The organism is Pseudomonas sp. FG13 (assembly GCF_057809755.1).
This window is the reverse complement of sequence record NZ_JBMDKO010000001.1, coordinates 449906-462637: the sequence shown is the minus strand read 5'-3', so window position 1 is coordinate 462637 and position 12732 is coordinate 449906. Positions and strand designations below refer to the sequence as shown.

At 59.5% G+C, this 12732-nt stretch carries 9 protein-coding genes and 1 pseudogene; 8 read left to right on the top strand and 2 right to left on the bottom strand.

The features are described 5' to 3' along the window. Positions 1-427: 427 nt before the first annotated feature. The gene (locus ACODTO_RS02050) at positions 428-1681 is read right to left on the bottom strand and encodes a cyclic di-GMP phosphodiesterase (RefSeq protein WP_175361487.1); all 1254 of its coding nucleotides are present in this window, start codon (positions 1679-1681) and stop codon (positions 428-430) included. Between the two features lie 305 nt (positions 1682-1986). Here ACODTO_RS02050 and ACODTO_RS02045 point away from each other — a divergent pair. From ACODTO_RS02045 to ACODTO_RS02010, 8 genes and pseudogenes are all read left to right on the top strand, one after another. Continuing rightward, positions 1987-2094, top strand: a pseudogene (locus ACODTO_RS02045) (hypothetical protein); the annotation flags it as partial. Positions 2095-2338: 244 nt separating this feature from the next. Continuing rightward, entirely contained in the window at positions 2339-3355 is a 1017-nt protein-coding gene (locus tag ACODTO_RS02040; protein WP_489105890.1) for an HlyD family secretion protein, read from the top strand. Next, the gene (rbbA, locus tag ACODTO_RS02035) at positions 3352-6096 is read left to right on the top strand and encodes a ribosome-associated ATPase/putative transporter RbbA (protein ID WP_489105889.1); all 2745 of its coding nucleotides are present in this window, start codon (positions 3352-3354) and stop codon (positions 6094-6096) included. The genes ACODTO_RS02040 and rbbA overlap by 4 nt, the downstream gene beginning before the upstream one ends. A gap of 2 nt (positions 6097-6098) precedes the next feature. After that, positions 6099-7223 (top strand): ABC transporter permease, encoded by a 1125-nt coding sequence (locus ACODTO_RS02030; protein ID WP_489105888.1) that lies wholly within the window; start codon positions 6099-6101, stop codon positions 7221-7223. Between the two features lie 148 nt (positions 7224-7371). Then, positions 7372-8019: a BON domain-containing protein gene (locus ACODTO_RS02025; RefSeq protein ID WP_139642144.1), complete on the top strand. Its 648-nt coding sequence runs from the start codon at positions 7372-7374 to the stop codon at positions 8017-8019. 159 nt (positions 8020-8178) lie between these two features. Beyond that, positions 8179-8931, top strand: coding sequence for a fumarate/nitrate reduction transcriptional regulator Fnr (gene fnr / locus ACODTO_RS02020; RefSeq protein ID WP_489105887.1), 753 nt, complete (start codon positions 8179-8181; stop codon positions 8929-8931). Positions 8932-9061: 130 nt separating this feature from the next. Next, positions 9062-10555 carry an arginine-ornithine antiporter gene (arcD, locus tag ACODTO_RS02015; RefSeq protein WP_489105886.1) on the top strand — a complete coding sequence of 498 codons (1494 nt, stop codon included), beginning with the start codon at positions 9062-9064 and terminating at the stop codon, positions 10553-10555. 87 nt (positions 10556-10642) lie between these two features. Next, positions 10643-11179, top strand: a complete 537-nt coding sequence (locus ACODTO_RS02010; protein ID WP_489105922.1) for an Hsp20/alpha crystallin family protein — start codon at positions 10643-10645, stop codon at positions 11177-11179. Between the two features lie 103 nt (positions 11180-11282). On the opposite strand, the gene ACODTO_RS02005 is transcribed toward ACODTO_RS02010, so the two are convergent. Further along, on the bottom strand, positions 11283-12638 hold the full coding sequence (locus ACODTO_RS02005) for an MBL fold metallo-hydrolase RNA specificity domain-containing protein (protein ID WP_139642135.1): 1356 nt from the start codon (positions 12636-12638) through the stop codon (positions 11283-11285). Positions 12639-12732 lie beyond the last annotated feature (94 nt).

The window sequence follows — 12732 nt, the reverse complement described above, 5'->3', positions numbered from 1 at the left end:
TAAACGTTGGGTCCACACGCCCATCAGCAACGAGCCAAACAAGACCGGTACGCAACTGGCTGCACTGCGCAAGCTGAAGTCCGCGTTGAACAGCATCACGACGCAACCGAGCACGCCCGTCAAACCCGCGGGTAGCATCAAGATCAGGGGGGAGGAAATTACCTGTCCTTTCACCTTCATCTCTCCAGTTCAGTGCGGATCCGACCGGACCCCGCGCAAGACACCCACCACCGGGTGCTCGGTTTTGTTGGCCTGGAGAAACAATGGCTAAATAATGGCAATCAAACTATCGGAGCATCCTTATTTCCATCTAAGGATTGCGGCTTTGCGGTAGGAAAATTCCTAGCTGACCGCTACAGGCACGCTGAACAACGGCCCAAAAAAAACCAGCGACAAGCGCTGGTTGAAAACTACAGACTCGCACAGGTCAGCCAAATCGAGACGCCTCACCCGGTCCTTGGCCCATCCAGAGTGCTTCGAGGTTCTTGAAACCCCAGGCTTTCTCTGATTCGAAGTTGACAATGCTGTCTTGCCCACAGGCCAGATCAATACATTCGGGAGGCAACGGCGTACGACTCGACACCGAATAGAACACCTTCACCCGGGGCGTGAGCAAACACCCGGCATGCTGCTCCATCACCACCGCCAACCGGTTGCTTTGAAGCCGTACCAACGCACCCACCGGGTAGATACCAATGCATTTGACGAAGGCATGAAGCACTTTCTCATCAAAATGCCCGGCCCATCCCGCCATCTTTCGAATCGATTCGGCGGGCCCCCAGCGATCCCGATAAGGACGGTCAGAGGTCACGGCGTCATACACATCACAGACAGCCGCCATACGGGCAAACAGACTGATCTGGGTGCCACATAACTTATGGGGATAGCCGCTGCCGTCGACCTTCTCGTGGTGATGCAGACAAACGTCCAGCACCCGGGGAGTGAAATGCGTACTGTCCGCCAGCATCCTGGCCCCCGCCTCCGGGTGCGTGCGCATTGTCGTATGTTCGCTGTCATTCAGTGGCAAGGGTTTCGCCAGGATCGCCGTGGGTATGGCCATCTTGCCCACGTCATGCAGCAAGCCCGCCAGCCCGGCCTCTTGAACCAGGAGCGGCGGCAAGTCCAACTGACGTGCCAGACCAATCATCAACCCACAGACCGCCACGGAATGCATGTAGGTATATTCATCTGCGACCTTGAGGCGCACGAGGCTGAGTAATGCGTCTGGATGACGTAGCAGTGAGTCGGAGATTTCACCCACCATGTCCGTGACTCGATCCAACTGAACGATCCGGCCCATCCGTAAGTCGCCGAACATCTCCATGACCGCAGTCTTGGATCTGGCGCACAGCTTCACCGCCTGCACTAGCTCTTCACTCATTGCCACCCGCGGACGCGGACCGGACGCTTCCGAGCACGATCGGCTCGAGGAGCAAGGGGACTGCAGGGCATCTTGCCCAGACTGAACAACGGCTTCATCAGGCACAGGGGCGGGTTCGGCCCCCCCTTTGGACGGGTCAATCCACGCACCGACAGCGCCTGATGCAAGGACTCTGTCCAGTACCACCTCATTTTGGATCAGAAAGCTTTCATTCCAGAACGCACGTTCTTCAGAGGATCTGGCCAGCTTCTGGATATACATGCCTACGCAAAGATCAGCCACATCGATATATGTCAGCACGATGCAAATCTCGCTCTGTACGCGACCACCTTCCCTGAATTGCCGGATGCAATAACCAAGCGTGGTGGGCTTGGGGACGCATCAGGATGCCATCCTGGCCCTCAAATAATAGCCAGGAGCCACTACCCCCTAGAATCAGAGCAATCTTATTTAGGACTAGGAATTACAGATGGGCGAGTAGGAATTATCCTACCCGGCGCCCCGCTCAAAGGTTCGCTTCGCGTCACGCACCCGAGCAGGGGCCGTATGCGGTAGTGCCGCACGTACGGACCTGTGCGGGGGTGGCAGGTCACGGCTACCTCTACTGCGGAAACTTCCGACAGTTCTCTGCGTCCATCACCCGCATGGCCACACTGGCTGACAGCGGCCGCATTGATATGGCACTGGTGGAGAAAGAGCTGGAACGACTGCGCACGGATTCGGCAGATACCGACCGCCTAGGACGTCGCGCACAAAAACACCACTCACTCACGGAGCACCATGCGCTACTTCAATTTCTGCATTTAAGAAACAGATCCTTAACGCAGATCAACATAGCGACTCTCACTCCGGCCCTATCCTCCCTCAGCACCAATCTTCGCTGAGACCTGAGAGGCAGGGATGAATGACCTAACCGGCAAGTGGCTTAAACGAGGGGCTCTGGGGAGCTTGGCTCTCATGGCCGTCCTGGGTGCCTGGTATTTGTTCAAACCCGCCCCTGTAGACCCCGATTTCGCCACCGGCAACGGGCGGATTGAAGCCACCGAAGTCGATGTAGCGAGCAAACTGGCCGGGCGTATCAGCACCATTCTGGTGGCCGAGGGCGAGCAGGTCGTCGCCGGTCAGGTGCTGGCGCGCATGGATACCCAGGCGTTGCGAGCCGAACTGCTCCAGGCCCAGGCCCAGTTACAGCGGGCCCGTACCGCCAAACTCACCGCAGCCGCGCTCGTCGCGCAACGGGAAAGCGAAAAGGTTACCGCGCGGGCGGTGGTTGCCCAGCGCCAAGCTGAAATGATTGCCACACAGAAGCGCTTTGCCCGCACGGAAATCCTCGTGAGCCGCAACGCCCTCGCCCGCCAGCAGCTGGATGACGACCGCGCGCTGCTCGACAGCGGTCAGGCCGCGCTGGCGGCAGCCAACTCACAAGTATTGACGGCCCAGGCCGGGATCGAAGCCGCCAAATCTCAAGTCGAGGAGGCCCAGGCCAGCATCGAGGCGGCAGCCGCGACCGAGCAACGCTTGCAGGCGGACCTGGCCGATACCGAGCTCAAGGCGCCTCGCGATGGACGGGTGCAATACCGCATCGCCGAAGAAGGCGAAGTAATTCCCGCTGGAGGCAAGGTCCTGAACCTGGTGGACCTGAGCGACGTGTACCTGACGTTCTTTTTGCCGACTCAGCAGGCCGGTCGGGTGGCTATCGGCAGCGAAGTGCACGTGATCATTGATGCCGTGCCGCAATACGTGATCCCTGCCACTGCCAGCTACGTGGACAGTGTTGCGCAATTCACGCCGAAGACGGTGGAAACCACCAGTGAACGGGAAAAGCTGATGTTCCGTATCAAGGCGCGGATAGACCCCGAACTGCTGCGCAAGCACCTCAGCCAGGTGAAAACCGGCGTACCTGGCGTGGCCCATGTTCGGCTGAACCCTCAAGCCCAATGGCCAGCAGCACTGAAAATCAAGGTGCCAGAATGACCGACGGGTTCGCTTGGGCAGCACGCCTGCAGGACGTGGGGTTGCGGTACGGCAAGACCATCGCCCTGGACAGCGTCACAGTGGATATTCCCGCCACCGCCACCGTCGGCCTGATCGGCCCGGACGGTGTCGGCAAGTCCAGCCTGTTGGGGTTGATCGCAGGGGCCCGGACCGTACAGCAAGGACGCCTGACTGTGTTGAACGGCGATATAGCCAACGCCCGTCATCGTGAAGCCCTGTGTCCCCGCATTGCCTACATGCCACAGGGTTTGGGCAAGAATCTCTACCCGACCCTGTCCGTACTTGAGAACCTGGATTTTTTTGCCCGCCTGTTCGGGCAGGGCCGGCATGAACGTCGGCAACGCATCGATGCCTTGTTGGCGAGCACCGGGCTGACCCCTTTTGCGGATCGCCCGGCAGGTAAGTTGTCGGGAGGCATGAAGCAGAAGCTGGGGCTGTGTTGTGCGCTGATTCACGACCCCGACCTGCTGATTCTTGATGAGCCCACGACCGGCGTCGATCCCTTGGCGCGTAATCAGTTCTGGGCGTTGATTGCCGACCTGCGAACCCGCAGGCCCCATATGAGCGTGCTGGTGGCCACGGCCTACATGGAAGAGGCTGAGCGCTTCGATCACTTGCTGATGATGGACGCCGGCAAGGTATTGACCTGTGGTTCACCTGCGCAAATCCTCCAGCGAACCGAATGTCAGGACCTGGAAGCAGCGTTCATCGCCCTGCTGCCACCCGACCGTCGACAGGGCCACACACCGCTGGTGATCACGCCGCGCGTCGAACACTCTGGACAGCCGGTGATCGCCATCGAGGCCCGGGAACTGACCTGTCGCTTCGGCGCATTCACAGCAGTGGACAGCGCCAGTTTTCGCATCGAGCGCGGAGAGATCTTCGGTTTCCTGGGCTCCAATGGCTGCGGCAAGTCCACCACCATGAAAATGCTGACCGGCTTGTTACCGGCCACCTCCGGGCAGGCCTGGCTGTTCGGCAAACAAGTCGACCCGAAAGACCTCAAGACCCGACAGCGGGTGGGGTACATGTCTCAAGGCTTCTCCCTCTATAACGAGCTGACGGTACGGCAGAACCTGGTGCTGCATGCGCAGTTGTTCCATGTACCCAGGGATGAAATTGACAGCCGCGTTCACGAGGCCGCCGAACGTTTCGGCCTGAAACAGAACCTTGACGCCCTTCCCGACCGGTTGCCGTTGGGTATCCGCCAACGCCTGTCGCTGGCGGTGGCGCTGATCCATAAACCCGACGTGCTGATCCTCGACGAGCCCACCTCCGGGGTAGACCCCATCGCTCGTGACACTTTCTGGCAGCACTTGCTCGACCTGTCGCGCAATGACGGTGTGACTATATTCATCTCCACTCATTTCATGAACGAGGCGCAGCGCTGCGACCGAATATCATTCATGCATGCCGGACGGGTACTGGTCAGCGGCGCGCCCGAGCAACTGATCATTGAGCGGGGGTTGGCCAGCTTGGAGCAAACCTTCGTTTCATACCTGGAGCAAGCCGCCGGCAGCGAGGCAACCCCAGCGCAGTCCGAGAACCCGAGCAAGCAATCACCCGGTATCGAAACGCCGCCCGAGGCACCCTCCAAGTCGCGCCGCAACAGCTTCAGCGGCCTGCGAATGCTCAGTTACGCCCAACGCGAAACCATGGAAATCCGCCGCGACCCGATCCGCCTGACATTGGCGGCGCTGGGCACGGTATTGCTGATGTTCATCATGGGTTACGGCATCAGCCTGGACGTCGAAGACCTGTCGTTTGCGGTCCTGGACCGAGACCAGACCACCACCAGCCTGGCCTATGTCCGCAGTTTTTCCGGGTCGCGCTATTTTATCGAACAACCCGAGCTGCTTGACTATGCCGACCTGGAGACCCGCTTGCAAAGCGGTTCAACCACCCTGGCGCTGGAAATCCCGCCCAATTTCGGCCGCGACCTCAAGCGCGGCCGCCAGCCCACGGTAGCCGCTTGGGTGGACGGTGCGATGCCCATGCGCGCACGCACGATAGAGGGTTATGTCAACGGCTTGCACAGCGGCTACCTGGCAGAGCTCGGCTATAACGGAGCGGCGCTGGCCAACGTGGAAGTGCGTTACCGCTACAACCCGGATGTGGAAAGCCTGCAAGCCATGGTGCCGGCAATTATTCCGCTGTTGTTGATGATGATCCCGGCCATGCTCACTGCATTGGGGGTGGTACGGGAAAAGGAGATGGGCTCGATCATCAACCTGTATGTCACGCCCGTGACCCGGCTGGAGTTCCTACTGGGAAAACAGCTGCCCTACGTCGCCATGGGCATGCTCAACTTTTTACTGATGTGTGCCTTGGCCGTCTGGGTGTTCGGCGTGCCGCTCAAAGGCAGTCTCTGGGTGCTGAGCCTGGGGGCGTTGCTGTATGTCGGCACCTCCACGGGGTTGGGGCTGTGGTTGTCGACGTTCATGAACAGCCAGATTGCGGCCGTCTTCGGCACCGCCATTGCCACCCTGCTGCCGGCCATTCAGTTTTCCGGATTGATCAACCCCGTTTCCTCACTGGAGGGTTTCGGCGCCCTGGTCGGCAAGGTGTATCCCACCGCGCAGTTTCTGACGATCAGCCGAGGGGTGTTCTCAAAGGCGCTGGAGTTGCAGGCGCTGGCGCCTTATTTCCTGCAACTGCTGGTGACGGTGCCGATCCTGATTGGCCTGAGTGTGCTCTGCCTGCACAAACAGGAGCGCTAGCCATGCACAGTCTCTTGAACATCCTGCGCCTGGGCATCAAGGAGTTCCGCAGCCTGTACCACGACCGGGCGATGCTGATCCTGATCGTCTGGGCCTTCTCGTTCGGCATCTACACTGCCGCCTCGGGCATACCCGAGGCGTTGCACCACGCGCCGCTGGCTATCGTCGATGAAGATCACTCGCAACTCTCCGAACGATTGAACGCGGCTTTTCAACTGCCCTACTTCTTGCCTCCAGCGAAAATCAACAGCCAGCAAGTCGATGCGGGCATGGACAGCGGTCGTTATACGTTCGCCCTTGATATTGCGCCTGACTTTCAGCAGGACGTCCTCGCTGGACGCCGTCCAAGCCTGCAGCTCAACGTCGATGCCACCCAGATCGGCCAAGCCTTCACAGGCGCAGGCTATATCCAGACCATCGTTGCCACTGAAGTCGGCAAATTCGTCCAAAGCTTGCGCGATGCTCCACGCCCCCCGATGGGCTTGGCCATGCGCATGCAGTTCAATCCCAACCTGACCCAGGCCTGGTTCACCTCGGTGATGCAACTGATTGATTACATCACCATGGTGTCGATCATCCTCACGGGTGCAGCACTGATTCGAGAACGTGAGCACGGTACCCTGGAACATTTGCTGGTTATGCCCCTACGGGCGTTCGAGATCATGTTGGCCAAGGTCTGGTCCATGGGTCTGGTGGTGCTGCTGGCCACCGCTTTTGCCATATGGGTGATCGTCCAGGGCTGGTTGGCCGTGCCCATCAGCGGCTCCATCGGCTTGTTCCTGCTCGGCACCGCGCTGCACTTGTTTGCAACCACCTCCATCGGTATCTACCTGGGCACCGTGGCGCGCTCCATGCCTCAATTAGGGCTGCTGAGCATTTTGATCCTGCTGCCGCTCCAGTTGCTTTCCGGCGGGGCCACTCCACGCGAAAGCATGCCGCAGCTCGTGCAGAACCTGATGCTGGCCGCCCCCACCACACACTTCGTCAGCTTCGCCCAAGGCATTTTGTACCGGGGTGCGGGACTGGCGATTGTCTGGCCGCAATTCCTGGCGATTGCTTCGATCGGCATGCTGTTTTTCATAGCGGCATTACTGCGATTTCGCCGTGCAATCTCGCAGATGGCTTGAGGCTCCGTGGAAAAGCCGATTACCGCGTTGTGTGCTCGCTTGAGCCTTATTGATTTAGCTCAATGTCACTGCGTCGCTCAGGCGTAAAAAAAGCAGGCCGGGTATTTAACGGCTCCGCGTTTTCCACCGTTGCATGGAGGATCCTGAAATGAGCGACTTGAGCCTGCGAAACACTCTTCTCGAAGCACTCGAGTTCCAACCTGATATCAACGCCGCAAATATAGGCGTGGCCGTGGACAACGGCGTCGTCACCCTTTCTGGGCACGTCAGTAGCTTCGCCCAGAAAATCAGCGCGGAACGTGCCGTCAAGGGCGTCAAAGGGGTGCGCGCCGTGGCTGAGGAAATACAGGTCAGACCGAACCAGAACTCCGGTACGACAGATGACGTCATTGCCAATCGCGCGCTGAACATTCTCAACTGGAGCTCCGATGTCCCTGAAGGCGACATCAAGCTGGTCGTGCACAATGGCTGGGTCGCTCTGGAAGGTGAAGTGGATTGGCAGTACCAGAGGGAGGCTGCTGAGCGAGCAGTGTTCAAACTATCCGGCGTGGTGGGTGTGAAAAACCGACTCACCCTACGACCACAGGCGGATGCAGGCGATATCCAGCGTCGTATCGAGGATGCCCTCAAGCGGAGTGCCGAACTCGATGCCAAACAGATTCACGTCAAGGTCGACGGCGATGTGGTAAGACTCGACGGCAAGGTCCATTTATGGAGTCAACGCCGATCAGCGGAGCGGGCAGCCTGGTCTGTGCCTGGAGTCAGAGAGGTGGACGATCATTTATTGCTGGTCTGATCGGGGCTGCGAAGCGCCGCGTGCCTCCCATCTTTGTGACTGGCTTGAAGGATCGCAACCCATCGCTGAATCGACAGCCGGTAGGATTTAGGCGACAAAAAACAGGCACGGTTCTGAGTCGGTCTTCTATGCTTGCTCCAATTAAAGGAATTTTTCCCTATGGTCGAGCTGGAATCGCGCCTTTTGAAGGTACATGCCCTCCGAACCGCTTGCTCAAACTGCAGCGTGCTGGAACTGTGCCTGCCAATCGGCCTTACGGGCGATGAGGTCGAGCGCCTCGACACCCTGATCACCCAGCGGCTCAAGGTCAAGAAAGGCGCGGCGCTGTATCGCACCGGCGACCCATTGCGCTCGTTGTATGCGGTGAGAGTGGGCTTCTTCAAGACCAGCGTTCTTTCGGTAGACGGTCGCGAGCAAGTCACCGGTTTCCAGATGCAAGGCGAAATGCTCGGCCTGGACGCTATCAGCAGCGATCACTACGCCTGTAATGCCATTGCCCTGGAAGACAGCGAAGTCTGCCCGCTGCCTTTCAACCTCCTGGAAAAACTGGCCCACGACCTACCCTCGCTACAACACAACCTGAACAAGCTCCTGAGCCAGGAAATCGTGCGCGACCACAGTATGCTGTTGATGCTCGGCAACATGAGCGCCGACGAACGCCTGGCGGCGTTCCTGTTGAACCTGTCGCAACGGCTCAGTATGCGCGGCTATTCCTCGCGGGAGTTTGTCCTGCGCATGAGCCGAGAGGCGATCGGCTCCTACCTGGGCCTGCGCCTGGAAACGATTTGCCGGGGCATCGCCCACCTGCGCCAGGAGGAACTGGTGGACATGCGTGGACGCAATGTCACGATCCTGGACCTGCCCGGGCTCAAGCAGAAGGTCGTCGGTTGCCACCGTCATGCCGAGCTGTAATGCCTGCCTTGCATCACATCTGATCTACATCAATACCCCCTTGCGCCTCCAGGCCGACATTAAGACGTAGCGTTCGAACCTTTGTATCGACGAAGGTTACCGAACCTCCCGTCTCATGGAGGCTTAGATCATGGCAACACAACTGCACGGTACAGAACCGCTCGTCCCGACCGTCAAACCTCATCCTCTGGCTGGCAGTTTGCGCAAGATCGAGCCCCGACGCCTGTCGCTGAGCCTGTTGGTCGCCCTGGTTGTCGGCTCGATGATTGGCAGCGGCATCTTCAGCCTGCCCCAGAACATGGCGGCCAGCGCCGGCGCCGGCGCGATCCTGATCGGCTGGCTCATCACTGGCGTGGGCATGCTCTCGCTGGCCCTGGTTTACCAGACGCTCTCCAACCGCCAGCCGGAACTGGACAATGGTGTATTCGCCTATGCTCGTGCGCTGGGCGGCGAATTCCTGGGGTTCAATTCAGCATGGGGCTATTGGATCAGCGCCTGGATCGGCAACGTCAGTTACCTGGTGATCCTGTTCGCTGCCCTCAGTTACTTCTTTCCGGTATTCGGCGAAGGCAACAACAAAGCCGCGATTGCTGGCGCGTCCATCGTGTTGTGGGCGCTGCATTGGATGATCCTGCGCGGAATGCGCACCGCCGCCAAAGCCAACGCCATGACCACGATCGCCAAAGTGGTGCCGCTGCTGCTGTTCATCGGCCTGGTCATTGCCGGCTTCTCCAAGGACACCTTCCTGACGGATTTCTGGGGCGCACCGGCACTGGGCAGTACACTGGACCAGGTCAAGAGCACCATGCTGGTGACCGTCTGGGTGTTCATTGGTATCGAAGGCGCCAACGTATTTTCTGCCCGGGCAGCCGAGCGGGCTGATGTCGGCCGAGCCACCGTGATTGGCTTCATCCTGACATTGCTGTTGCTGATCGCTGTTTCCCTGCTGTCGCTGGGCATTCTCAGGCAACCCGAACTGGCCGCCCTGAAGAACCCTTCCATGGCAGGAGTGCTGGAAGTGGTTGCCGGGCCCTGGGGTGCTGTGCTGATCAGCATCGGCCTGATTGTGTCGGTGGGTGGTGCGTTGCTGGCCTGGACGCTGCTCGCGGCCGAATCGGTGTTCACCCCAGCCAAGGAAAAGGTCATGCCCCGACTGCTGGCCAGCGAAAATCAACAGGGCGCACCTGCCAACGCGCTGTGGATCACCAACGGCTGCATTCAACTGTTCCTGTTGCTGACCCTGTATTCGAGCGCCAGCTACCTGGCCCTGATTTCACTCGCCACCTCGATGATCCTGTTGCCTTACCTGTTCAGTGGCCTGTATGCACTGAAAATGACCTGGCAAGGCCAGACCTACGCCAGTCATCGTGGGCTGCAACTGCGCGACATGACCATCGCCGTGGTCGCGACGGGCTATTGCGTCTGGCTGCTCTACGCCGCCGGCCCCCGGTACATGCTGCTCAGCGCCCTGCTCTATGCCCCCGGTTCGCTGATTTACCTGAGCGCTCAACGGGCCAGAACCGACCGTGCCCTTAATGGCTTCGGCTGGAGCCTGCTGCTGGTGATCTGGGTGGCAGCCATCTTTGCCGGTTGGATGCTCTGGTCCGGCCAGCTGTCTTTGTAGGTTCGCAGGCGTGCATTGACCCGTTCGGCAACGGTGCCCGGCGATGGAGCCTGGCGCCCTCCGGACATCACCAAAGAGGAATATCCAATGTCCAATTCAGTGAAAAAGATGCCGGTCCACACCGACCAGAAAGTCCAGCATTCCGCCAGGACAGATACCTGGCATCCGCTGGAAAAACTTCGTCAGCAGGTGGATCACCTGTTTGAAGATTTCAACCGGGGCACAGCGCTCTCAACCTTCAGCCGCGGACTGTTCGATGTAGAGCCCTTCTGGCGCCGTGAGTTCTCCGCCAGCCTGCCGGCAGTGGACATCAGCGAAAAGGAAAAAAACTTTGAAATTACCGCCGAGCTGCCTGGCATGGATCAGAAAGACATAGAGATCCGCCTGGCCAACGGCAACCTGATCATCAAGGGGGAAAAGAAGGAAGCCAAGGAAGAAAAGAAAAAGGGTTATCACCTGTCCGAACGCCACTACGGTTCCTTCGAACGCGTGTTCAGCCTGCCAAAAGGCATCGATAGCGACAAGATCGAAGCTCAGTTCAACAAGGGCGTGCTGACGCTGACACTGCCGAAAAAACCAGAAGCAATCAAAGCGGAAAAGGTCGTACCGATCAAGTCTGACTGACTGCTTTGAAGCCTGCCCCTCGCCGGCCAACGACGAGGGGCTTTTTCATGCCTGCGCCGATTGACCGAACAAGTTTGTGTCATGCCCGCTCGAAGGCGATCGTTCAGAGTTCCACGCTATCGCGGTACGCCGGCACCGACACCGACCAACCCAGCTCGTCACAGATCCGGTGGCGCAAGACATCGGACGCATTGGGCTCCCCATGCACCACATAGGTTTGCCGTGGCGGCGTCTTGAAGCTTCGCAGCCATTGCATGATTTCGTCGGCATCGGCATGGGCCGACAGTGTTTGCATAGGCACGACTTCAGCATTGATCGGTACATCCTTACCGTGGATGCGCACCGCAGGCTCGCCCGCCACAATCCTCGCGCCTCGCGTACCGCCGGCCTGGAAGCCGGGCATCAGCAGGGTGTTGATGGGATTGGGCGCCAGGCTCTTGAGGTGATGCAGCACCCGTCCCCCGGTGGCCATGCCACTGGCGGCGATGATCACCGCCGGGGTGCGCTGCAGGTCCAGGGCCATGGAATCCTTGACCGAGCGCACCGGGTGGGCGATGTGGCACATGCCTTCGCACTCCTCCCGGGATAAACGGTGTTCATCAGCGAAGCGCTGATACAGCCGGGTCACGTCGATGGCCATGGGACTGTTGAGGTAGATCGGGATATCAGGGATCGCCCGGCGTTGTTTCAGGCGATACAGGTGATACATCAACAGTTGAGCGCGACCGACCGTGAACGAGGGCACCAGGGTGATGCCCCGGCGCAGCGCGGTGCGGGTAATGACCTCGGCCAATTGATCTTCCGGCGATTCATGCGGATGCCGACGGTCGCCGTAGGTGGACTCCACCAGCAGGACATCTGCCTGCTCGATGGCTTTCGGCGCGAACATCACCGGATCCTCGGGCCGGCCCAGGTCACCTGAACAGACCAGCGTCACGCCACCGGCCTGAACCTGAACGGTGGCGGCGCCCAGGATGTGCCCGGCGCGGCGCAGCAGGATCGCGATGCCCCGGGCGATCTCCAGCGAATGTTCGAACGCGACCGGACGCAATAGTTTGAGCGCCCGTTCGGCATGTTCACGGGTGTACAGCGGAAAGGCCGGCGTGTGTTTGGAGAACCCCTTGCGATTGGCGTATTCGGCCTCTTCTTCTTGCAAGCGGGCACTGTCGCGCAACAGGATTTTCACCAGCTCACAGGTCGCGGGTGTGGCGTAGATGGGGCCGCGATAGCCATTGCGCACCATGACCGGCAAGTATCCACTGTGGTCCAGATGGGCATGGGTCAATACGATCGCATCCAGGTCCTGCATCGGCAGTTCGAAGGGATCCCAGTTACGCAGGCGTAACTGCTTGTAGCCCTGAAACAGACCGCAGTCGATCAGGATGCGCTGTTCGTCATGTTCCAGCAGGTACTTGCTGCCGGTCACAGTGCCTGCGGCCCCGAGAAAAGTCATGCGCATAGCGGTGCTCCTGGACAAACGATGGGAAAGCTATTGATCGCATTGTTCACCCAGGCGGCCGGTGACTTGCGTCCACCACTCGGTCGCCAGGGCT

What these genes read in the sequence shown, in the direction of transcription:
- ACODTO_RS02025 (WP_139642144.1), top strand. Translation starts at nt 7,372, where the DNA reads ATGAGCGACTTGAGCCTGCGAAACACTCTTCTCGAAGCACTCGAGTTC.
- arcD (WP_489105886.1), top strand. Translation starts at nt 9,062, where the DNA reads ATGGCAACACAACTGCACGGTACAGAACCGCTCGTCCCGACCGTCAAA.
- ACODTO_RS02010 (WP_489105922.1), top strand. Translation starts at nt 10,643, where the DNA reads ATGTCCAATTCAGTGAAAAAGATGCCGGTCCACACCGACCAGAAAGTC.
- ACODTO_RS02030 (WP_489105888.1), top strand. Translation starts at nt 6,099, where the DNA reads ATGCACAGTCTCTTGAACATCCTGCGCCTGGGCATCAAGGAGTTCCGC.
- ACODTO_RS02005 (WP_139642135.1), bottom strand. Translation starts at nt 12,638, where the DNA reads ATGCGCATGACTTTTCTCGGGGCCGCAGGCACTGTGACCGGCAGCAAG.
- rbbA (WP_489105889.1), top strand. Translation starts at nt 3,352, where the DNA reads ATGACCGACGGGTTCGCTTGGGCAGCACGCCTGCAGGACGTGGGGTTG.
- fnr (WP_489105887.1), top strand. Translation starts at nt 8,179, where the DNA reads ATGGTCGAGCTGGAATCGCGCCTTTTGAAGGTACATGCCCTCCGAACC.
- ACODTO_RS02040 (WP_489105890.1), top strand. Translation starts at nt 2,339, where the DNA reads ATGGCCGTCCTGGGTGCCTGGTATTTGTTCAAACCCGCCCCTGTAGAC.